The sequence below is a fragment of the Dyella monticola genome (assembly GCF_003363155.1).
Taxonomy (GTDB): Bacteria; Pseudomonadota; Gammaproteobacteria; order Xanthomonadales; family Rhodanobacteraceae; genus Dyella_B; species Dyella_B monticola.
Window position 1 is genome coordinate 432,030 of the sequence record NZ_QRBE01000002.1, and the last position, 21,799, is coordinate 453,828.

Here is a 21,799-nt window from a genome sequence, read left to right on the forward strand (position 1 = left end):
GCAAGAAACGCCGGGGGCGTTAGAGAAGGTGTCCGAAGCCGCGAGAATCCAAAGGCGGCCGGCGCTGCCCACCTCGTGGAGGGCAATGCGCAAGCATAACCGATCGAAGGGGGGTTAAGGCTATACGGAGACGGTGTGCGGCACCGCCCAGACAGGGCTTTTAAGCGCCCGCCGGTGCCGCCTTGCCGTCCTGAATGTCGACATGGAAATGCGCAACGTTGGCGTGGCGATAGGGATCGAGCGATACGGGGTGCCCGTCCACGCTCACTTGTGCACCGGCAGAGTTGCCAATGCGCACCTCAAGCGGCTGGTCACTGTGATAGGTCTTGCTGGTGCCGGCAGGCAACAAGCCATATTCCAGCTTGCTGCCGTCCTTTCCGATCACTTCCACCCAACTGGCATTGGCGAGGTTCAACGCGAGACTATGCGCACCGCTACCGGCAGCGACGGCAGGTGCGCTGGAGGCAGGAGAGGCCCCGACCGACACATCGCCATCGAGCGTGGGTACTGGCACCATCGAGGCAAGCAGCGGCTGCTCCGACGCAGGACGCTGAACAGACGCGGCGGCAGCCGGACCCGCAGAAGCAGGCGCTGCCTGCGCAAGGGTCGGCGCGCTGACGACGGCTTTCGCCATGCTGTCCGACGTGGCCGGCACCGTCGGCGCCGGGGCATCCTGCTGGGCGACGGGCGTGGCATCAAGGGGGGCCAGGTGACTCATATCGCGCGAAAACGTACCGCGCATGCCCAGCCATACAGTGGGTACGGCGATCACCAGCGTCAAAACGACATAAGTGGCTGCCGTGGCATAGCGATCGAGCAAATAGCGCGAATGCGAAACGCCGCCGGTCGCTACCAGTTTCGGCTGGGCCGGTTTGAACGTCGCGATGACCGCTTCGATCTCGGCTTCATCGATGCCCAGGTGATTTCCGTATTTGCGCAGATAACCGCCGAGGTAGACCTGATAGTCGATGTCGCCGAAATCGTTACTTTCAAGCTGACGCAACACACGCACGGGCAAGTGCAGCGTGTGACCGCAGGTTTCCACGTCCAGACCGCGCGCTTCGCGCGCCGCGCGCAAGCGCGAACCGAAACCGGGGGCCTCGTTGAAGCGGAATTCGGCAGCGTTCTGTTCCATGTTCGCTGCCGTCATGGCGGACGCATCGGAGGCATGTTCCTCCTGCGTCGCAGGATTGGACTGCTCGGAAATCATGGGCGTGTCGATTGATTGAGGGCCTGCGCCTGTTCCGAATCCGGGAACTGGCTGAGTAGCCGTTTACTATAGTTCTGGGCCGCATCCGTGTTGCCCAAATGAGATTCGATGTTGTAGCCGAGCTTCAAGGATTCAGGACTGGGATGACCTAACGTATCGAAGCGCTGCATGAAGGCGCTGGCGTGGAAATAGTCCTGATTCAGATAAAGCACGTTCGCCAGCTGCAGCAATGCGGTCCCATTGCTTGGATTACGCTTCAGCGCCTGCCTGAAACTGGCTTCGGCGTCGACGCGATCGTTCATGCGAAGCTGACATACACCTTGATTGGTCAACGCCACATCCGGCGTCTGGTAGAAGGGGTCGGCGACTGCCTTGGTGAAAAAAGCCAGCGACTCCTGCATCTTGCCTTCGCTGCACAAGAACTGGCCCAGATTGTTGTTGGTGTCGCCCTTGTCCGGCTGCAGCTCTTGCGCTTTGCGGTAGTGCGTCTCGGCGTTGGGCTGATCGTTGATGCGCTCGTAGATGTAAGCCATCACAGTTTGCGCGGGCACATAGGTGGGATCTTCCTTTTCGGCGATCTTCACCTTCTCCAGCGCGCCCTGCAGATTGCCGATCTCGATGTAATGCTGCGCCAGCCGAGTATGGACGTCCGCAGCACTCTGCGCCTTTTCCGCCTTGGTTTGCTCGGGCAAAGTGGGCTCGGGCGGTGGCGGCGGAATGGTCATCGAGCGATGACATCCCGCCAGCAGCATTGCCGCGCAGACACCTAAACCCAACGCAATGCGATCACGCCGCATGAGCTTCCCCCTCGTCCAAACGCTTGCGAAATTCCTCCTGGCGACGCGTACGATCGTGCACCTGCCCTTTCAACTGACCGCACGCGGCATCGATGTCATCACCGCGCGTGCGGCGCAACATGGTGAGAATGTTCGCGTTGAGCAGCTGTGTCTGGAAGGCGCGGATAGTGTCCGGATCGGAGCGCTCGAAGCGCGTGCCGGGAAACGGATTGAATGGAATGAGATTGACCTTGCACGTCGGCAGCTTACGCATCAGCTTGATGAGCTGGCGCGCATGCTCGGGCTGATCGTTCACGCCCTTCATCAACGTGTATTCGAACGTGATGGACGTACGCGGCTTGCGGTCGATCCAGCGCTGGCACGCGCCCAACAGCTCGGCGATGGGATAGCGCTTGTTGAGCGGCACCAGTTCCGTGCGCAGCTCATCGTTCGCCGCGTGCAGCGAAACAGCCAGCGATACGTCGATGCTTTCGGACAGCTTGTCGATCATCGGCACGAGGCCGGCGGTGGACAGCGTGACGCGCTTGGATGCCAGGCCAAAGCCCAGGTCATCGCGCATCAGGCTCATCGCCTTGACCACGTTGTCGAAATTCAACAGCGGCTCACCCATCCCCATCATGACCACATTGGTGATGCGGCGGTTCTGGTGCGTAATGTTGCCCAAGTGCTTGGCGGCCACCCACATCTGCCCAATGATTTCGGACGTTGCAAGGTTGCGATTGAAACCCTGCGTCGCGGTGGAGCAGAACTGGCAGTTCAACCCGCATCCAACCTGCGAGGAAACGCATAGCGTGCCGCGGGTGGGCTCGGGAATGTAGACCGCCTCGACAGCGTTGCCGCCATCCATGCCCAGCAACCATTTATGCGTACCGTCGGCCGCACCTTTATCGAACAGCGTGTTGGGCGGACCGACGTAGCACGCAGCCTCGAGCTTGGCGCGCAGCGCCTTGCCCACGTCGGTCATGTTTTCGAAGTTGCTTTCCAGGCGGTGGTAGATCCATTTCATCACCTGCTCGGCGCGATACGGCTTTTCGCCGAGCTGCGCAAAAAAATCACGCAGCCCTTGACGATCGAAATCGAGCAGATTGACTTTTTCCACCTGGTTCACGTGTGCAACATCTTTTTTAGCGCATTAGCGCGGGAAAACTTCGGTCGCAGCAAAGAAGTAAGCAATTTCAGTTGCGGCGGTTTCGGCGGCATCCGAGCCGTGCACGGCGTTCGCGTCGATCGAATCGGCGAAGTCGGCGCGAATGGTGCCCTTGGCGGCATCCTTGGGATTGGTCGCGCCCATCAGATCCCGATGCTTGAGAACCGCGTTATCCCCCTGCAGCACCTGGATCATTACCGGGCCGGAAATCATGAACTCCACCAGTGCATTGAAGAACGGACGTTCGCGATGCACTGCATAGAAACCTTCCGCCTCTTTACGCGAGAGATGCTTCATTTTTGCTGCAACGACTTTGAGGCCCGCTTTTTCGAAGCGTGCATAGATTTCACCGACGACATTCTTGGCAACTGCATCGGGTTTGATGATGGAAAGGGTGCGCTCCAGCGCCATGCGGTCTGCTCCGGGTTATGCGGACTGGTTGAACGGGTGGCCGACGTCAAGGAAACGTCGAGGCAAAGATAGAACTAAATACGTCCTGGAATGCGGATTTAGCTCACGAAAGTTTGACAGATTCTAACCCAATGGCAACCAAATTTTGAGCGCCTGCCAAACGACTGTTTGACTGCTCCAGCCGCCCGCGCGTATCCTCAAACGATCGTTTGATTCCATCCGGTAGGCGTGCCCGTGAACAGCTCCGCTTCTACGAAGGAACGCATCCTGACCGCCGCCGAGGCGCTGTTCGCCCAGCGCGGATTCGAAGGGGCCTCGCTGCGCCAGCTGACGGCCGCCGCTGGCGTGAATCTGGCCGCCGTGAACTACCACTTCGGCTCCAAGGACCACCTGGTCGAGCAGGTCTTCAAACGGCGCCTGGACCAGCTCAATGGCCGCCGCATGGCCGCCTTGAGGCTGATTGCCAGTCAGCCGGAAACGTCATTGGAAGATGTGCTGTCGGCCTTTATCCGCCCTGCCCTGGACCTTTCCCACGATGGCGGTGGCGGCCTGTTCATGCGTGTGCTGGCCCGTGCTTTCGCCGAGCACGACGACAGCCTGCGCAAGTTCTTGTCGGAGAACTATGGCCACGTGATGCGGCAATTCACCGCCGAATTTGCCCGTCTGCTGCCGGGGCTCAGCAAGGAAGAGCTTTACTGGCGCATCGACCTGGTCACCGGCGCCCTGACACACGCCATGTCCGGCTTCGGCATCATCCAGCGCAAGAGCGACGTCAGCGAAGTCACCCACCGCGAGCAAACCGCCGAGCACCTGATCCGCTTCGCCGCCTCGGGCCTGCGCGCCCCCTGAATTCCCTGTCATCGGGAGGCCACGCGCCTCCCGCACCCTGCTTTTTATTCATCTGCTACGCATTCGTACCTTGGAGAAGCCAATGACCGATTCATCGCGAACGAATTCGGACCAGCCGAATTCGGCTCAGCCCAAGACGCTACGCATCCGCAAGGCCGCGGTGCTCGGTGCCGGCGTCATGGGGGCGCAGATCGCCGCGCACCTGACCAATGCCGACGTCGAGACCGTGCTGTTCGATCTGCCGGCCAACGAGGGGCCCAAGAGTGGCATCGCGCTCAAGGCCATCGAAAACCTTAAAAAGCTGTCCCCTGCACCGCTGGCAGATGGCAACCGCGCGGCGGCCATTATCCCGGCCAATTACGAAGAAGACCTCGACAAGCTCAAGGATGTGGATCTGGTGATCGAGGCGATCGCCGAACGGATGGACTGGAAGCTGGATCTGTACAAGAAGATCGCGCCGCACGTTTCACCCACTGCCGTGCTGGCCAGCAATACCTCCGGCCTTTCCATCAACGGCCTTGCCGAGGCATTGCCGGAAGAACTGCGCCACCGCTTCACCGGCGTGCATTTTTTCAACCCGCCGCGCTACATGCATCTGGTCGAACTGATTCCGACCCGGCTCACCGATACCACGGTGCTCGAAGGTCTGGAGGCATTCCTCACCACCACCGTCGGCAAAGGCGTGGTCTACGCGAAAGACACGCCGAACTTCATCGGCAACCGCATCGGCGTGTTCTCGATGCTGGCCACCATGCATCACACCGAGCAGTTCAAACTTGGCTTTGATACGGTGGATGCGCTGACCGGCCCCGCTATCGGCCGCCCCAAGAGCGCTACGTATCGCACCGCCGATGTGGTGGGCCTGGACACCATGGCGCACGTGATCAAGACCATGGCCGACACCCTGGCCAATGATCCCTGGCACGACTACTTCAAGGCACCTGTCTGGCTTAGCGGCCTGATTGAACGGGGTGCGCTCGGCCAGAAAACCGGTGCCGGCTTCTATCGCAAGGCGGGCAAGGACATCGTCGTGCTGGATGTCGCCAAGCGTGACTACCGCCCTTCCGAGCAGAAGGCCTCGGACGAGGTGTCGGCGATTCTGGCGATCAAAGATCCCGCAGAAAAATTTGGAAAATTGCGCGCCTCGGGCGATCCGCAAGCCCAGTTTCTGTGGGCAACGTTCCGCGACTTGTTCCACTACACCGCCTACCACCTGGCCGACATTGCCGACACGGCCCGCGATGTCGATTTCGCCATTCGCTGGGGCTACGGCTGGAAGCTAGGTCCGTTCGAAACCTGGCAAGCGGCTGGCTGGCAGCAGGTCGCAAGCTGGATTCAGGAGGACATCGACGCAGGCAAGGCCATGAGCAAGGCGCCGCTGCCTAAATGGGTGACGGATGGTCGCGCCGGCGTGCACGGCAAGGGTGGCTCTTATTCGGCCGCCAACAACACCGATAAACCGCGTTCGCAGCATCCGGTCTACAGGCGGCAACTCTTCCCCGATGCGATTCTCGGCGAGCGCTTCGACCAGGGCACCACCGTCTGGGAAAACGACGGCATCCGCCTTTGGACGCTGGGCGACGACAACGTCGGCATCATCTCGTTCAAGACGAAGATGAACACGGTCAACGATCAGGTGCTCGACGGTATTCAGCACGCGATTGGCCTCGCCGAGGAAAAGCTCAAGGCAGTGGTGATCTGGCAGACCAGCGAACCGTTCTCAGCCGGCGCCGATCTGAAGGGCGCGCTGGGTTTGCTGCAAGCAGGCAAGATCAAGGAATTCGAGGCAATGGTCGCCAACTTCCAGCGCACCAGCATGCGAATCAAGCATGCGCTTGTGCCGGTGGTATCGGCTGTGCGCGGGCTATGCCTGGGTGGTGGCTGCGAGTTTCAGATGCACTCGGCGCGCACGGTGGCGGCGCTGGAAAGTTATATCGGCCTGGTGGAAGCGGGCGTGGGTCTGTTGCCTGCCGGCGGCGGCCTGCATGAGCTGGCGATTCGCGCCGCGCAGAGCACCCCCAATGATCCGTTCGAATCGCTGAAGAAGGTGTTCGAAACCGTGGCGATGGCGAAGGTGTCCGGCAGCGCGCTGGAAGCCAAGCAACTGGGCCTGCTGCGCGAGAACGATGTCGTCGTGTTCAATGCGTACGAGCTGCTTTATATCGCCAAGCAAGTGGCCAGCTCGCTTGCCGAAAGCGGATGGCGTGCGCCGCTGTATGCCCGCAACGTTCCGGTGGCCGGCGATGTGGGTACCGCCACGTTCAAAGCATCGCTTGCCAACCTGCAAGCAGGCTACTTCGCTTCCGAACACGACGCGGCCATCGCCACGCGCATCGCGGACACGCTGTGTGGCGGCGCGATTGAGCGTGGCTCGCTGGTGGACGAAGCGTGGCTGCTCGATCTGGAGCGCAAGCACTTCGTGGAACTTGCGCAGACCGAAAAAACACAGGCGCGTATCGCACACACGATGACCACCGGCAAACCGCTGAGGAACTAACGCTCGCCGCCCCGGCGCACGCCGGAGCCCAGCGACTTTTCGCACGCAGTACTAAAGACACTGGGTCCCGGCTTGCGCCGGGACGACGGAAAAACCAAACGGCGTCGCTGCACAGTGCGCGACGCCACGGAGTAGAGACCATGACCAAGCAAGTGCAAGACGCTTATATCGTCGCCGCCACCCGCACACCGGTCGGCAAGGCACCGCGCGGCGTGTTTCGCAACACCCGCCCGGATGACATGCTCGCCCATGTGATCCGCGCCGTGCTGGCGCAGGCACCCGGTATCGATCCGCATCGCATCGGCGACGTGATCATCGGCTGCGCCATGCCCGAGGCCGAGCAAGGCATGAACGTGGCGCGCATTGGCCTGCTGTTGGCCGACCTGCCCGACACGGTGCCGGGCGTTACCGTCAATCGTTTCTGCTCCTCCGGCCTGCAAGCCGTGGCGATGGCGGCCGACCGCATTCGCCTGGGCGAAGCCGATCTCATGATCGCCGGCGGCACCGAAAGCATGAGCATGGTGCCGATGATGGGTCACAAAGTGGCGATGAACCCTGCGATCTTCGACAACGAGCACATCGGCATCGCCTATGGCATGGGCATCACCGCCGAGAACGTGGCCAAGCAGTGGAAAATTTCGCGCGAGGCGCAGGATGCGTTCGCCGCGCAAAGTCACGAGCGCGCACTGGCCGCGATCAAGGCCGGCGAGTTCAGGGATGAAATCACCCCGTTCCAACTCGACGACCATTACCCCGACCTCGCCACGCGCGGCATCAAGACCGACAGTCGCCTGATCGATACCGACGAAGGCCCACGCCCGGGCAGCGCGCCGGACGTCCTGGGCAAGCTGAAGACGGTATTTCGCAATGGCCAATTCGGCGGCACGGTGACGGCCGGCAACTCCTCGCAGACCTCCGACGGCGCGGCTGCCGTGCTTCTGGCCAGCGAGCAGGCCATCAAGGAGTACGGCCTTACGCCGCTTGCCCGCTTCGTGGGGTATTCGGTCGCCGGCGTGCGCCCGGACATCATGGGCATCGGCCCGAAGGAAGCGATTCCCAAGGCGCTCAAACTTACCGGCATCAAGCAGGATCAACTGGACTGGATCGAGCTGAACGAAGCGTTTGCCGCGCAAGCGCTGGCGGTCATCGGCGATCTGGGCCTGGACCCGACCAAGGTGAACCCGTTGGGCGGCGCCATCGCCCTCGGCCACCCGCTGGGTGCTACGGGTGCGGTCCGCACCGCCACACTGGTGCATGGCCTGCGCCGCCGCAAGCAGAAGTACGGCATGGTGACGATGTGCATCGGTACCGGCATGGGCGCTGCGGGCGTGTTCGAGGCGCTTTAAAGCAAGTGATGTGGACGCCTCACACGGTTCCTGCAATCTGCGGCGGCGTTGAGACTGAGCGGTGAGGCTCAGGCAAACGGGTACCCCATCTGCCCCTCCCCTCCACAGGGGAGGGCTCCGTTTGCGACAAGTGCAAACGCTTAGACAAAAATCGCGCTTGTCCTGATCTTCCCGCCAGCGAATAATGCGACACGCTGCGGCGCACACCCCGATGCGCCCTACGTTTCGAGCGCTTCCTCCACCCTCGCCCAGGCGGCAGGTCGGTTTCGCTCGCTGCAGGATTCCTTCGTGAGCACGTTGAGTGAGGAAAAGATCGAAGCGTCGGCCCTCGCCCAACCGGCGTACCCCGATTACCGCATCATTTCTCTGATCGTCGGGTGTGCAATCTTCCTTGAACAAGTGGACGGTACCGTGCTGGCGACGGCACTCCCCACCATGGCGCGCGATTTCGGTGTGTCCGCCCCCGCCATGAGCGTGGCGGTGACCAGCTATCTGCTGGCCCTGGCGATACTCATTCCGGTAAGTGGCGCTATTTCGGACCGCTTTGGGGCCAAGCGCGTATTCAACAGTTCCATCGTGGTGTTCATCATCGGGTCGATCCTGTGCTCGCTGACCCGGACCCTGCCCGCCATGGTGGCTGCACGACTTTTGCAAGGCACGGGCGGCGCGATGATGGCGCCCGTAGGGCGGCTGGTCATCCTGCGTACGGTCGACCGCCGTCATCTGGTGTCCTCCATGATGTGGACGCTTATCCCCGCCATTCTCGGCACCATGGCCGGGCCACCGCTTGGCGGCTTCATTGTTCAGTATCTGGATTGGCGCTGGATTTTTTACATCAATGTACCGATCGGCGTACTGGGTTTCTGGCTGGTACGTCGATATATCCCGGTGGTGCATGCCGCGACGCGGCCCGCGCGCTTCGACTGGTTGGGCTTCGCGCTTTGCAGCGTCGGACTGGGGTGTTTGCTGTTCGGATTGGAGCTGTTTGGCGAGAACACCAACGCGCGCAATGCCGTGATGCTGATCATCCTTGGCGCGGCGTCATGTCTGGCGTACGTGCAGCATGCCAAGCGCCGCACCAACCCTGCGGTGGATCTCACACTGCTGCGCATCGAATCGTTTCGCCTGTCGGTGATATCCGGCTCGCTGATGCGTATTACCCAGGGTGCGCAGCCTTTTCTGCTGCCGCTGCTGCTGCAGATCGGGCTGGGTTTCTCGGCGCTGCGCAGTGGTCAATTGGTGTTGGCGATTTCCGTGGGTGCGCTATTGGCGCGCGTTTGTACGACGCACGTGTTGCGGCGGATCGGCTTTCGCCGCGCCATGGTCTACAACGGCGTGCTGGCCAGCCTCAGCTACGCGGTATGCGCGTTTTTCCGGGCGGATTGGCCGTTCTGGCTGATGTTTGGCCTGCTCATGGGTTGCGGCCTGGTGATGTCGTTCCAGTTCGCCTCCTACAACACGATCGCTTATGAAGCCGTGCCGACCGATCGCATGAGCGCGGCCAACAGCTTCTACTCCACCTTGCAGCAGCTGATGCTTTCCATTGGCGTGTGCTGCGGGGCGCTGATTCTCAAGATGGCCATGACGGTCAGCCATAACGCCGAGCCCAGCCGCATGAATTTCTCGGTGGCGTTTCTGGTGGTTACGGCGATATCGCTCAGCTCCACCTATTGGCATCGGGCCTTTGCCCACGATGCGGGTCATGAAATGAGTGGGCACCGTCAGCGCTAGCTGCACACACTGTTTCCCCGGCGTGCGTTTTACTGGGTAACGACCGGCCTTATGTTTGGCTGCATTCAAAACCAGTGAGGTGTCCCATGATCGAACGACGTCCTTTCGAGCAGCTCGGCGGAGCCGATCACGGCTGGCTGAAGGCCAAGCATCACTTTTCATTTGCCGGCTATAACGATTCCAAGCGCATGGGCTGGGGCGCGCTGCGCGTATGGAACGATGACACCATCGCATCGCAAACCGGCTTTCCGCCGCATCCGCATGCAAACATGGAAATCATCACTTACGTGCGTGAAGGGGCGATCAGCCATCGCGACAGCCTGGGCAACGAAGGTCGCACGGTGGCCGGCGACGTGCAGGTGATGAGCGCAGGCAGCGGTATCACGCACAGCGAATACAACCTGGAGTCCGAGGCCACGCGCATCTTCCAAATCTGGATCATCCCAGACGAACAGGGCCGCCCTCCCTCCTGGGGCACCAAACCTTTCCCGGTAGATAACCGCTCAGACCGTTTTGTCGTGTTGGCGAGCGGCATCAAAGGCGATGTGGGTGCGCTGCCGCTGCGCACCGACGCGCGCGTACTCGGTGCAACGCTCAAGGCCGGCCAAACCGTTCACTACACACTGGATAAGCAGCGCTACGCTTATCTAGTACCGGCCAAAGGCGCCGTGGAGATCAACGGCATTCGTATCGATGCTCGTGACGGCGCGGCCATCCGCGATGAAACCGCGCTTGAGGTGAAAGCGCTTGAGGATGCCGAGTTGGTGCTCGTCGATTCGAACCCGTGATGGATTGACGGCACGCGCGAAGTCTCGCTGAACACTTCCACGCCATAATGGAATGCGGCACACCCACATCGGAGCGTTGTCAATGCGGTGTGGGTGAAGTGTCGTCATTTTTGTAGGCGATGCTTTACCTATTAGTAAGCGTCTTATTTTCCAGCATGGCAGCCGCTGACAAACGTGCTAGCGACTCTTAGGCGCCTTTCGGTCATGCACAACATAGTCAGCCATGGATTCTGCAACACGGTTCACAGCAGGATCGGAAGAGCTGCGGCAAGACTCCAGCCAGCCCTTTACCAGCCTTCGCTTCTTTTGGGGAGAGACGTAGACGAATTCATTGAGCTTATCCATGAATTCGTCACGCTGGGTTTTATCGAGCCCACTGAAACCAAGCAGAACAACTGCGATGTCCGAATCGTTTGACTCGCCCACTAGGAAGTGCCTTTATGCAGGACAGGCGGCTTAAGATAGGTTCCGCATCCGAGCTAGGCTAGCTGCGCACGGGTAAGCCCGCTATAGGAAAAACCCGATCTTGCCGCGTTAACTTAGATCACATCGCGCAAGATAAATCAGACGCCGTCACCAGACTTGCGCGCAATCTCCTTTGACAGCTGCGAGGCTTGCACTAGACCGTTCGCGAGCGCGTAGTTGAACACTTCGGCATCATTGCACAAGCCCAGTTTTTTCATGGCAGACTGTTTTTGAGCGCTGATGGTTTTACTGCTTCGCCCGACACGTAGGCCAATTTCCGTAACGGTGAATCCTTCCGCGTAAAGGCGTAGCACCTCCGTCTCGCGTTTCGTCAATCGGGGCCGATCAACCTCACCTTGTGAGGTAGCCAACATCTGTTGCAACAAGCTCGCCGCATCGGGTGAAAGATAATGATCGCCCTGCTGCGCCATCCGAATGGCGCTTTCCACGTTATGAAGATCATCCGACTTGCTGACAATGGCGCTCACACCCACGTCGAGAATGTTTTGCAGCACGCCACCGTTTTCGATACCCGTAAGCACCACCAACCGAACATTGGAAAAACGACGCCGGATAAAACGAAGGAGCGACAGGCCGTCACCATAACGGCCGTGCGGCATGGAAAAATCGGTTACCACCACATCACACGGGCACTTGCCCAGCAGCTCGACCAGGGCGGTGGAGTCGGTGGCCAACCCCACCACCGTGATACCTTCAAAACCGGTCAACAAATGCTCCATGCCGGTGAGCAAGGTCGGATGGTCATCGGCGACGGCTACCCGAATCGTCAAGCAAAACTCCTTATGCCCGTCAGCTGGGTTGGACAAGCACGGTAGTATAGCCGCGCTGCCCAGTCTGCCTCGGTATATTACGATGTACGCACAAGCGACGACACGCCCTGCCGGTGTATCGAACAGGTCCTCCAAAATGGACAACCTTATCCGTGTTGCGGTGGCTGACGACCATCCCGTCATCCGCATGGGCATTGAGGCCACGCTTGATTCCATCAGCAGCGTGCACCGAATCGGCTCGGTGTCCGATTCCACCCAGCTCGTGGCGCTGTTGGACGCACACCCCTGCGAGATCCTGGTAACCGACTACGCCATGCCTGGCGGTCAGTATGGCGATGGCCTGGAGTTGATTTCCTTCCTTCGCAACCGTTACCAGGACATGAACATCATCGTGCTCACCGGCTTGGGCAAAATGGTGTTGATCCGCAGCCTGATGGCTTTTGGTATTCACGCCATCCTCAGCAAAACGGACGATATCTCCCATCTGAGCGGGGCCATTCAGGCGGCACAGGCGGGGCGACGGTATTTCTCGCCCAGCATCGCCAACATAATGAAGTCGCAGTCACTGGGAAGCAGCTCCATGCAGCTCTCACCCCGCGAAGCGGAGGTGATCGCACTTTATATTGGTGGCGCCAGCATCAACGGCATTGCCGAAAAATTGCAGCGCAGCAAGCAGACCATCAGCACACAGAAGGTCAACGCCATGCGCAAATTAGGTATCGACAGCGACGCGGACTTGTTCAAGTACGCGATTGAATTGGATCTCCATAAAAAAGAAAAACGGCAGTAGGCCCTTCCCTGCGCGAAAGTGATTACGCGCAAGGGTGCTATGCCTTGGAGAAAGGGAACGCGAGCACGTCAGTAATTTTGTCTGTGCCTGCCATGCACATCAGCAGGCGTTCAACACCCACCGCGACGCCTGCGCAATCGGGCATGCGTCCAAGAACTGCCAGCAATTGTTCGTCAATAGGCATTTCGCGCAAACCGCGCTCCCGTCGGCGCGCGTTGTCGTTCTCGAAACGCGTGCGCTGTTCGGCGGCATCGTTGAGTTCGTGATAGCCGTTGGCCAGCTCATGGGAGCCCAGATAAAGCTCGAAGCGCTCCGCCAGCGGCGGATCGCCAGGGCGAATACGCGCCAGGGCGCTTTGGCTGGCGGGATAATCATGGATCACCGTGATGCGATCACGCGGAAAAGAAGGTTGCAGCTCATGGGTGATAAGAAGATCGAGCCAATCGTCTCGCGTTAAACCTGACGGATTGATGTCGTATTTGGCTAGCGGCTCGCGCAGTTGCTCAACATCGGCATGGAGCGGGTCCAAGCCCAACTCATCAAGAAACAGCTGGCGATAACCCTCGATCAGCACTTCCACGCGAGCGCCGGCCAGCGCAAGTGCAGCTTCGACCAGGGCGATGGTTTCCTCCATCAGGTGGCGATGGTTCCAGCCGACCCGATACCACTCAAGCATGGTGAACTCCGGATTATGCCGCTCCCCTGCTTCGCCATTACGAAATACACGACCGAGTTCGTAGCAATCGCCCACTCCATCGGCGAGCAAGCGCTTTAACGAGTATTCCGGCGAAGTACGCAGCCACCGTTCGCGTGAACCCGCATCGACATGACCGTGGAAAGGTGCATTGAAACTTTCGATATTGGGATCGGTGTTGCCGGCTGCGGAGAGGATGGGTGTCTCCACTTCCAACACGCCGCGCTCGGCGAAAAAAGTGCGAATCATGGCATAGAGCTTTGCACGCCCCTGCAAACGCTGACGAAACGGAGTGACGTTGGTAGTGGCGTCCATACCGATCAGGCTCCGTACTTCTTGAACAAGGCCACCAGTTGCGCTTCGTCCCACACCTCCACGCCAAGCTCTTGCGCTTTATCGAGCTTGGAACCTGCTGCCTCTCCTGCTACCACAAAATGGGTTTTTTTCGACACGCTGCCAGCCACCTTGGCACCTAGTGCTTCAAGCTTCTCTTTGGCTTCCTCGCGTCCCATGCTGGAAAGCGTGCCGGTAAGTACCGCCGTTTGACCTGACAACGGCAGGGTTTCCACCTTGGCATGTTTGGGTACTGCTTCAAGCAGGCGGTGCATCGCGGCCTCCGCCTCCTGCAAGGCAGCGAGATGATGATGCCCACCGAAAAATTCGTCGAGATTGGCCGCAGCATTTTGAGATAACCCGGCCGTAATCCAATGTGCCGCGCCACCGCTGTGCAATTTTGCAACGGTTGGAAAATGCGACGTCAGCAATTCCGCATTGCGGCGGCCGATGCCATTGATGCCTGCGTTTTCCAGCAACACCGCCAAACTCAAGGTTTGGCTCAGACGCGGTGAAAGATCGGCTTCGTCGCTCAATGCCACACCCGCCTTCAACAATGCATCGACGACTTCGCGATTGCCCTTCTGCTTGAAGAACGCCTCGATCGAACCCGCCACTTCGGCGCCGATGTCCGGCAACTCGCGCAGGATTGCAGCAGGCATGCTTTGCACCCATTCCAGGCGCCCCAGCCAACTGGCAAGTGTTTTGGCCGTACTCTCGCCGATATGCACGATACCGAGCGCGTAAAGAAAACGCGCCAATGTCGTCTTCTTGCTGGCATCGATGGCTTCGATCAGGTTTTCTGCCCACTTGGTGGCGATTTTGCCGGCTTTGACGGTTTCCGGTGTAGTGCCATCGCGCTCATCCGCACGGCGTTTCATTTCAAGGAAATCGTCGAGCGTGAGCGTGTAGAGGTCAGCCGGTGTATGTACATAGCCAAAATCCACCAGCGCATCGACGAAACGTTCGCCGATGCCCTCGATGTCCATCGCACGGCGCGATGCGAAGTGAATCAACGCCTCCTTGCGCTGCGCAGCACAAACCAGTCCACCCGAACAACGCCAGGCTGCTTCGCCCTCCTCGCGTACCAATGCGGAACCGCACACGGGGCAATGCGTGGGCATTTTCCACGGATGCGTTTTCGGCGGACGGCGATCGGGAATCACACGCACCACTTCGGGAATGACGTCCCCAGCACGACGCACGATCACCGTATCGCCTACGCGTACATCGAGTCGCGCAACTTGATCGGCGTTGTGTAAGGTAGCGTTGGTAACGGTCACACCCGCCACCTGCACGGGCGCCAGACGCGCAACAGGCGTGACGGCACCCGTACGGCCTATCTGGATTTCAATGGCCTCGACGGTGGTGCTTTGTTCTTGTGCCGGAAATTTATGTGCAATCGCCCAGCGCGGTGCACGCGCCACAAAGCCCATTTCACGCTGACCGGCGTAATCATCCAGCTTGTACACCACACCGTCGATGTCATAGGGCAGGCTGTCGCGCCTGGCACCGATGCGGCGGAAATAAGCGATCAGGCCATCGAATCCTTTCGCTGTGTTCACTTCGGACGAAACAGGAAAACCCCAGTCGCGCAGCTTCTTGAGCGTTTGCGAATGCGTAAGTGGCAGCGTCGCCCCTTCGACTACACCCACGGCGTATGCAAAAAAACTCAGTTTGCGCTTTGCGGTGATAGCCGGATCAAGCTGGCGCAACGAACCGGCTGCACCGTTGCGAGGATTGGCGAGCGCCTTCTCGCCGTGCTCGCGCGCATAAGCATTGAAGGCCTCGAAATCCTTGCGCAACATGATCACTTCGCCGCGCACCTCCAATACACGCGGCCAATCATCGCCACGCAGGCGCAGCGGGATCGCGCGTACGGTGCGCAAGTTGACGGTGACGTCTTCACCGGTTTCTCCGTCGCCGCGTGTGGCGCCTTGCACGAATACGCCATTTTCATAGCGCAGGCTGATCGCCAGCCCATCGAGCTTGGGCTCGACAGAAAACACCGGGTTGGCGCGTCCCAGGGCCTGCTCAATACGGCGCTCGAACTCGACCACTTCGCGGTAACGCTCGCGATCATCGTCACCTTCTTGTTCGAAGGCGTTAGCCAGCGACAGCATCGGCAATGCATGGCGCACTTGTGCAAAACCACCGCGTGCACGCGCACCTACGCGGCGGGTGGGTGAATCATCCGTCGCCAGTTCAGGGTTCTCGGCTTCCATTGCCTGCAGTTCGCGCATGAGCTGGTCGTACTCTGCGTCGGTGATCTGCGGATCATCCAGAACGAAGTAATGGTAGTTGGCGTGCTCGATGCGCTTGCGCAAGTCGTGCGCGCGCGCGGTGGGCAATGGGGAGGCTGACGGTTTGCTCATGCGCGAAGTGTAACGATTCGATGTTTCCATGCCTTCACCCCTCCATGAAACGAAGAGCAAAGGGCCATCCTGACGATGATGCACGCCGGCGCGTCAACGCCTTGGGCAGCCATCCGGCGCCCCTTTTTACGCGCTACCGACGTAGCCTTCGTCATCAGGCTTCCTTAAGCCTAATAGCTGCCATAGCAGGTATCATAGCGCCCATGCCTTCCCAGTCCGCCGTCTCCCCCGCAAGCGCTTCAACGGCCACGGCGGACGCAATCGCCCTGCTCCCTTCGCGCGATCGCTACAACGGCTTGATCTGGCTGGTGTCGGCAGCGTTCTTCATGCAGGCGCTGGATTCCACCATCGTCAATACAGCGGTGCCGGCAATCGCCTCTGCATTGCACGAAACACCCCTGAACATGCGTAGCGCGCTGACCAGCTACGTGCTGACCCTGGCGATTCTCATCCCGGCCAGCCCTTGGCTGTGCGACCGGTTTGGGACCCGGCGCGTGTTCGGCGTGGCGATCGGCGTGTTTGCGATCGGCTCGCTACTTTGCGGCTTGGCGCAGACCTTGCCGGAGCTGGTCATGGCGCGCGTGCTTCAAGGCTGCGGCGGCGCGGCGTTGATGCCGGTGGGCCGTTACGTACTGGTACGCACCATCGACAAACACGATTTCGTACAGGTGATGAGCACTGTCGCCACATTCGGTTTGCTCGGCTCTGTGTTGGGTCCCTTGCTCGGTGGCGCGCTCGTGCAGTACACGAACTGGCGGCTGATTTTTCTGCTCAACGTTCCCGTCGGGATCGTTGGCGTATGGCTCAATCATCGCGAAATGCCCGAGTACCGGCTGGATACGGCCCATCGTTTCGATGTGTTTGGCTTCATGCTGTTTGCCGCTTCGTCCGCCTTGCTGCTGGCTGCTTCGGAATTCGCTGCGGACGAAACCATCCGTTGGCTGGACATGACGGCGTTTGTGCTGCTCGCCGTGGGTTTCGGCGCCGCCTATGTATGGCATAGCCGGAGGGCGGATCACCCTGTGGCGGATCTTGCCTTGCTGCGCGTGCGTAGCGTGTGGGTCGCACTCTCGGGTAACTTGCTGACGCGCTTGGGCGTGAGCGGCATGTTTTTGTTGATCGTGCTGTTTCTGCAAGTGGGTTGCGGCTGGTCGCCACTGATGGCGGGCCTGATGATGGTGCCGCAAGCGCTTGGCTCAATCAGCGCCAAGTGGCTGGTAAATCGCACGCTGGTACGGTTGGGTTATCGACGGCTGCTGCTTGGGAACACCCTGCTGGTCGCTGTGATGCTGGCGATGTTCGCATTGCTTGGCCCGCATACGCCAATGGCGCTCATTGCATTGCTGGTGTTCGTGTACGGTGGCTTCATGGGTATGCAGTACACCGTTATGAATACGCTGATCTACACCGACCTGGATATCAAGCACGCCTCGATGGCGTCCTCGATGGCCTCTACCACGCAGTATCTTTCCATGAGTTTCGGCATCGCCCTGGCCACCATTCTCATGCAGACATTGCTGCACGGCCAAAATAGCGGCGCGTATGTGGTGGCGTTCCGTTGGACGGTCATCGTTCTGGCCATCATCACGGCCCTTGCCAGCCGCGTGTTTGCCCGGCTCGAAAACAAACCCAAAGAAACCAGCGTGCCATCACCCGCGTGAGCGGTTAGCATGGTGGACGTGCTTATGTCGAAGGATTCCGACCATGCATCACGCCAACGAGATTTTGCTCTCGCTCTTCATCGTATTCGTCGCGGCGCAGATTGGCGCAGAGGTTGCGCAGCGCCTGAAACTGCCTGGCGTCGTCGGCGAGATTGCGGCCGGCTGCCTGATCGGTCCTTCGGTGATGGGCTGGATCACGCCCGAGCAAATCGCGGTGGGTACGCCACTGGATGTGTTGTCCGAAATCGGCGTGGTGCTGCTGCTGTTTTCGGTCGGCCTGGAAACACGCCTTGAAGACCTGAAGAAAGTCGGCAAATCGGCGTTCCTGGTGGGTGTGCTGGGCGTGCTGCTGCCCTTTGCGATGGGCAGCTTCTGGGCTCACGCCAGTGGTTTCGATTGGGGCAAGTCGCTATTTGTTGCCGCTGCGTTCGTCGCGACGTCAGCAGGGATCACCGCGCGCGTGCTGCAGGAATTGGGCGCGCTGCAGCGGGTGGAAAGCAAAGTGATTCTCGGCGCCGCGGTCATCGACGACATCCTGGCGATGCTGCTGCTGGGCGTGGTGGTATCGCTACAGGGCGGCGAGGGCTTCGATCCGGTGCATCTGGTGATGGTCCTTGTCGGTGCAATCGGCTTCATCGCCGTGATTGGCTGGGGCGGCGCGCGCGTGATGCGCTGGAACTCCACGTGGCTGGAAAAGCCGCAGAGTGTCCATTCGCCACTGCTGATCGTGCTGGCCCTGTGCCTGGGGCTGGCCTACTTATCCACCTTGTTTGGGCTGGCCGCCATCATCGGCGCATTCCTCGCCGGCATGATCGCCTCCGAAACGCGCCAGCAACACACGTTGGAACAACAGATCCAACCGCTACTCGCCTTGCTGACCCCCTTCTTTTTCGTATTGACCGGCAGCAAGATCAATTTGCATCAATTGGCAAGCACCGATGCGTTGATCGCACTCCTGGTTGTGACCTTGATCGCCATCGTGTCGAAGCTGCTCGGCGGCTTCCTGGGATCGCTCTCGCTGGGCCGCGCGGGCGCGGCTATCGTGGGCTTTGGGATGGTGCCCCGCGGGGAAGTGGGCGTGGTCATCGCCAGCCTAGGCCTGGCGGCTGGCGTTTTCAGCGACCAGATGTACGCCATCATCGTGGCCATGTCGCTACTGACGGCCATGGTCACCCCGCCCATTCTGGCCTGGTTGCTGCGGCGGGCGGTCAATACGGGCGAGCCCACCCTGCAGCGCGACACGTAACGGCCTTGAAGGCCTGCTCTCTCAAGTATCCACGTTACCCGCCGTTACACCGTAGAGTTCCGTCCCAAGGGAAATCTGATGCCGTTAGCACAAACCTTGCATGGGATAGCTGCCCGAGAAGCTGACGTCGACGGCACAGCGGTCAAACGGCACCCTTTGCCCGCAAGAACTTGTGCTTTTGGATAACCGATTGCCGGTTTTCAGCATGGCCGCAAATTTCTACTGTGGATTGCCAGCAATGTGATGTCCAGCAAGCTGTTTTTTGAGGAGACTCACACGAACTTCACGGCCGGGATTGTCTTATCCTTAAGCTGAACTGGCGGGAAAATGCGACTCAACGCCTTCACATTTGTTGGTTACTTTTTCTGCAGGGGAAAACGCATGGGGAAGCGCTGGTGGACTAACGACTGGCTACTGCAGTTGGCGGTTGCGGTCGGCTACGGCCTTCTTTATTTGGCGATACACCCGCTATCCACTGCATATTGGCCAGTGCACGTAGGAGTCCGTCTTGCGTGCCTGCTTCTCATGCCTTATCGGTTCTGGCCTGCTCTGTACGTGGGCGAAATTCTCCCGAATATTTACGAGATTCTCCCTTGCACTGAACAGGGGACTATTTGGATGGTTCTTCGATCCATCCCTCCGTTCACGATAACCATGCCCATCGTGTGGTGGTGCCGCGAGCGGATGCCACCGCTTCCCCGCAGCACGCAACGTTTAGTTGATATCAAGGCGCTGCTTGTGTGTGTTTTGCTCGTCTCGCTGGGGAACATGGTCTACAGCTCAGCAGCCTCGGCCACCTCACTCGCTATTCCAGGACCCATGGCGGTTTTGCCATGGACGATTGCTTTTTTCCTTGGGCCGTATCTGGCGATATTGTCAATAATCCCATGGGCGCTACTAGCGTGGCTCAATTATGAGCGTGGTCACTTGCGTGAACAGGCGAAGAAAGCACTGATCAGCCCGTTAGTACTTGAAACCGTGGTTTTGCTATTCCCTGCGGTGGTGCTTCTTGCGTGGCTAGATAAAGTGGGAAGTGACCAAATCAAGCAGATAGCGACCATAGCCATGTTTTTGCCTATGGCATGGCTGACCTTGAAACACGGCTGGCGAGCAGTTGCATTGAGCGCCCCGCTGGTCATCGCATGCATTTCGCTACCTCTTCCGATAGCTGATACCACTATCAGTGAGAATGTATATGCGACTCAGTTTTTCTTGAGCATCGCGGTTACGTCCTTGTTTGTTCTTGGGGCACGCATCAGTGTCCAACTGGTGGAAGAAGAACAAGAGCGCGTCACTGCCCGCAATGTGCAGCGCATTGCACGTCAAAACCTTCAAATGGGCGAACAGCGCATGAGGCAAGCATCCCAAGCGCTGGAATACCTCGCTGGCACCTTGCATCTGACCAACGGACGTCTGCTGGAACAGATGCGCCGTATCGTGCCTAACATTGAAAGCCACGCTTTCTACAAACAGGCGCTCGCGACACAAACTCAGGTTTATCGTCTAGCCGAAAGCATGCACCCGATTGCTTGGCGCGAGCGCGGTCTGCCCGCCGCCCTAAACGAGACCATTGCGCGCGCACTGGACGAGGCCGGCATTGCCTATCGTTGCCAAATCAGCGGTCGTGGATTCACACGATTGGCCCCTTCCGTGCTTACAGCAACGTATCGGGCTGCTTGCGAAGTTGTCGTCTATGTCACATCCAGACTCAGCTGCACGGGTGTAAACCTCACGCTTCGCGGTGGCGAAACACGTGGCAAACGCTGGGTAGCTCTGCGCGTGGAAGGTGTGCTTGAAGAAACTGGCATTGCGAGTGCCGTTTATCATTCGGAGGAACGTAAACGGCTGGCGACAAAACTCGGAGCAAGCATACTGGATGTTCCCGAGATCCGGGATCATGTGCGTATCTTCGACGGAGAACTGCATACACGCATGCCAAAAGACCGCCTGAGCATTACCGTGTTGCTGCACGACGCTATGCAAGAGGAACGGAGTGTTACCTCCGCTCCTATGCGCCTGTGGGTTAATTGATTTACTGGCGTCGGACCTCAAGCAGTATGAGTCTTATGATCCTCCATTGCCGCCGCAGTTCGGCGTTGAGCACGGCGCCGCTTGCAATACACTGAACTGCGTCGTCCCATTGCTCTGGGGTGTAGCGGTCACTGCCGTCGTACCATCGTTGTAGACCTGCGTCGAGCTTGAGTTGGACGACGAAGACGTCGACACGTTTTGCGAATCGACACCAACCGGCAGCACGATCGATGAACCATTGGCGGTACCGATTGCAGCGTGCACGGTACCGCCCAGATCATTGATCTGGATGTACTTGATGCCGTTCAGCATGAACACATATACGTGCCAATTGGGACTGACGCTTTGATCTGCAGCGTTCGGCCAGGATTGGCCAAGTCCAGTTGCCGGTGATGAGGTCTGGGCGATGGCGGTGGATGCGCAAAGAGCAAACAGGCCGGCGAATGCAGCTTTGCGGATGAGGCTTACTTGAGTGCGTGACATGGGTTTCCCCTGGGTTGTGGTAGCTCGCGCTACCGGAAGCCGAAATGTAACAGGGGAAACGTTCGCGAGAAGGAGAATTTATTAAACCCACGGACTGACGATCCAGCCGGTCGAGAATGCGGGAGCGCATTCACATTTTCTTGACTCCCATTAT

17 protein-coding genes are annotated in these 21,799 nt (G+C 59.4%); 9 read left to right on the top strand and 8 right to left on the bottom strand.

Annotated elements, in window-relative coordinates:
• Nucleotides 1–160: 160 nt before the first annotated feature.
• Genes DWU98_RS05555 through ndk form a run of 4 tightly spaced genes read right to left on the bottom strand, consistent with a single transcriptional unit; the run spans nt 161 to nt 3,565 of the window.
• Nucleotides 161–1,210 (bottom strand): helix-turn-helix domain-containing protein, encoded by a 1,050-nt coding sequence (locus DWU98_RS05555; protein WP_230474706.1) that lies wholly within the window; start codon nt 1,208–1,210, stop codon nt 161–163.
• Nucleotides 1,207–2,007 (bottom strand): type IV pilus biogenesis/stability protein PilW, encoded by an 801-nt coding sequence (pilW, locus tag DWU98_RS05560; protein ID WP_115494487.1) that lies wholly within the window; start codon nt 2,005–2,007, stop codon nt 1,207–1,209. The genes DWU98_RS05555 and pilW overlap by 4 nt, the downstream gene beginning before the upstream one ends.
• Nucleotides 1,997–3,115 carry a dual-specificity RNA methyltransferase RlmN gene (gene rlmN / locus DWU98_RS05565; protein ID WP_115494488.1) on the bottom strand — a complete coding sequence of 373 codons (1,119 nt, stop codon included), beginning with the start codon at nt 3,113–3,115 and terminating at the stop codon, nt 1,997–1,999. Before rlmN ends, pilW begins: the two co-directional genes overlap by 11 nt.
• 24 nt (nt 3,116–3,139) lie before the next feature.
• Entirely contained in the window at nt 3,140–3,565 is a 426-nt protein-coding gene (gene ndk, locus DWU98_RS05570; RefSeq protein WP_115494489.1) for a nucleoside-diphosphate kinase, read from the bottom strand.
• A gap of 234 nt (nt 3,566–3,799) precedes the next feature.
• Between ndk and DWU98_RS05575 the strand changes: the two genes are divergently transcribed.
• The 5 genes from DWU98_RS05575 to DWU98_RS05595 all read left to right on the top strand — a co-directional run bounded on the left by DWU98_RS05575 (nt 3,800) and on the right by DWU98_RS05595 (nt 10,776).
• Nucleotides 3,800–4,414: a TetR/AcrR family transcriptional regulator gene (locus tag DWU98_RS05575; protein ID WP_115494490.1), complete on the top strand. Its 615-nt coding sequence runs from the start codon at nt 3,800–3,802 to the stop codon at nt 4,412–4,414.
• A gap of 82 nt (nt 4,415–4,496) precedes the next feature.
• Nucleotides 4,497–6,911 carry a 3-hydroxyacyl-CoA dehydrogenase/enoyl-CoA hydratase family protein gene (locus DWU98_RS05580; RefSeq protein WP_115494491.1) on the top strand — a complete coding sequence of 805 codons (2,415 nt, stop codon included), beginning with the start codon at nt 4,497–4,499 and terminating at the stop codon, nt 6,909–6,911.
• Nucleotides 6,912–7,051: 140 nt separating this feature from the next.
• The gene (locus DWU98_RS05585) at nt 7,052–8,257 is read left to right on the top strand and encodes an acetyl-CoA C-acyltransferase (protein ID WP_115494492.1); all 1,206 of its coding nucleotides are present in this window, start codon (nt 7,052–7,054) and stop codon (nt 8,255–8,257) included.
• Nucleotides 8,258–8,554: 297 nt separating this feature from the next.
• A complete protein-coding gene (locus tag DWU98_RS05590; RefSeq protein ID WP_425480216.1) occupies nt 8,555–9,988 on the top strand; it encodes a DHA2 family efflux MFS transporter permease subunit in 1,434 nt (477 codons plus the stop codon).
• A gap of 86 nt (nt 9,989–10,074) precedes the next feature.
• Complete coding sequence (locus DWU98_RS05595; RefSeq protein WP_115494494.1) at nt 10,075–10,776, top strand: pirin family protein; 702 nt, start codon at nt 10,075–10,077, stop codon at nt 10,774–10,776.
• Between the two features lie 563 nt (nt 10,777–11,339).
• On the opposite strand, the gene DWU98_RS05605 is transcribed toward DWU98_RS05595, so the two are convergent.
• A complete protein-coding gene (locus DWU98_RS05605) occupies nt 11,340–11,969 on the bottom strand; it encodes a response regulator (protein ID WP_230474707.1) in 630 nt (209 codons plus the stop codon).
• 10 nt (nt 11,970–11,979) lie between these two features.
• On the opposite strand from DWU98_RS05605, the gene DWU98_RS05610 reads away from it, so the two are divergent.
• Entirely contained in the window at nt 11,980–12,822 is an 843-nt protein-coding gene (locus tag DWU98_RS05610; RefSeq protein ID WP_230474708.1) for a response regulator, read from the top strand.
• Between the two features lie 37 nt (nt 12,823–12,859).
• On the opposite strand, the gene epmA is transcribed toward DWU98_RS05610, so the two are convergent.
• Together epmA and ligA are read right to left on the bottom strand one after the other, a co-directional pair.
• Complete coding sequence (epmA, locus tag DWU98_RS05615; protein WP_115494498.1) at nt 12,860–13,831, bottom strand: EF-P lysine aminoacylase EpmA; 972 nt, start codon at nt 13,829–13,831, stop codon at nt 12,860–12,862.
• Nucleotides 13,832–13,836: 5 nt separating this feature from the next.
• On the bottom strand, nt 13,837–16,224 hold the full coding sequence (gene ligA / locus DWU98_RS05620) for an NAD-dependent DNA ligase LigA (protein WP_115494632.1): 2,388 nt from the start codon (nt 16,222–16,224) through the stop codon (nt 13,837–13,839).
• A 203-nt stretch (nt 16,225–16,427) separates the two neighbouring features.
• Between ligA and DWU98_RS05625 the strand changes: the two genes are divergently transcribed.
• The 3 genes from DWU98_RS05625 to DWU98_RS05635 all read left to right on the top strand — a co-directional run bounded on the left by DWU98_RS05625 (nt 16,428) and on the right by DWU98_RS05635 (nt 21,162).
• A complete protein-coding gene (locus DWU98_RS05625; protein ID WP_115494499.1) occupies nt 16,428–17,885 on the top strand; it encodes an MFS transporter in 1,458 nt (485 codons plus the stop codon).
• 43 nt (nt 17,886–17,928) lie between these two features.
• Nucleotides 17,929–19,131 (top strand): cation:proton antiporter, encoded by a 1,203-nt coding sequence (locus DWU98_RS05630; RefSeq protein ID WP_115494500.1) that lies wholly within the window; start codon nt 17,929–17,931, stop codon nt 19,129–19,131.
• Nucleotides 19,132–19,512: 381 nt separating this feature from the next.
• Nucleotides 19,513–21,162 carry an MASE1 domain-containing protein gene (locus DWU98_RS05635; RefSeq protein WP_158544984.1) on the top strand — a complete coding sequence of 550 codons (1,650 nt, stop codon included), beginning with the start codon at nt 19,513–19,515 and terminating at the stop codon, nt 21,160–21,162.
• 33 nt (nt 21,163–21,195) lie between these two features.
• Here the strand turns inward: DWU98_RS05635 and DWU98_RS05640 are convergent, their stop codons facing one another.
• A complete protein-coding gene (locus tag DWU98_RS05640) occupies nt 21,196–21,645 on the bottom strand; it encodes a hypothetical protein (protein WP_115494502.1) in 450 nt (149 codons plus the stop codon).
• Nucleotides 21,646–21,799 lie beyond the last annotated feature (154 nt).

Bases quoted from the DNA above. Each gene is read 5' to 3' on its own strand.
- ndk (WP_115494489.1), bottom strand. From the start codon at position 3,565: ATGGCGCTGGAGCGCACCCTTTCCATCATCAAACCCGATGCAGTTGCC.
- DWU98_RS05640 (WP_115494502.1), bottom strand. From the start codon at position 21,645: ATGTCACGCACTCAAGTAAGCCTCATCCGCAAAGCTGCATTCGCCGGC.
- DWU98_RS05580 (WP_115494491.1), top strand. From the start codon at position 4,497: ATGACCGATTCATCGCGAACGAATTCGGACCAGCCGAATTCGGCTCAG.
- epmA (WP_115494498.1), bottom strand. From the start codon at position 13,831: ATGGACGCCACTACCAACGTCACTCCGTTTCGTCAGCGTTTGCAGGGG.
- DWU98_RS05585 (WP_115494492.1), top strand. From the start codon at position 7,052: ATGACCAAGCAAGTGCAAGACGCTTATATCGTCGCCGCCACCCGCACA.
- DWU98_RS05630 (WP_115494500.1), top strand. From the start codon at position 17,929: ATGCATCACGCCAACGAGATTTTGCTCTCGCTCTTCATCGTATTCGTC.
- DWU98_RS05610 (WP_230474708.1), top strand. From the start codon at position 11,980: ATGCCGGTGAGCAAGGTCGGATGGTCATCGGCGACGGCTACCCGAATC.
- DWU98_RS05595 (WP_115494494.1), top strand. From the start codon at position 10,075: ATGATCGAACGACGTCCTTTCGAGCAGCTCGGCGGAGCCGATCACGGC.
- DWU98_RS05625 (WP_115494499.1), top strand. From the start codon at position 16,428: ATGCCTTCCCAGTCCGCCGTCTCCCCCGCAAGCGCTTCAACGGCCACG.
- DWU98_RS05555 (WP_230474706.1), bottom strand. From the start codon at position 1,210: ATGATTTCCGAGCAGTCCAATCCTGCGACGCAGGAGGAACATGCCTCC.
- DWU98_RS05635 (WP_158544984.1), top strand. From the start codon at position 19,513: ATGGGGAAGCGCTGGTGGACTAACGACTGGCTACTGCAGTTGGCGGTT.
- ligA (WP_115494632.1), bottom strand. From the start codon at position 16,224: ATGAGCAAACCGTCAGCCTCCCCATTGCCCACCGCGCGCGCGCACGAC.
- pilW (WP_115494487.1), bottom strand. From the start codon at position 2,007: ATGCGGCGTGATCGCATTGCGTTGGGTTTAGGTGTCTGCGCGGCAATG.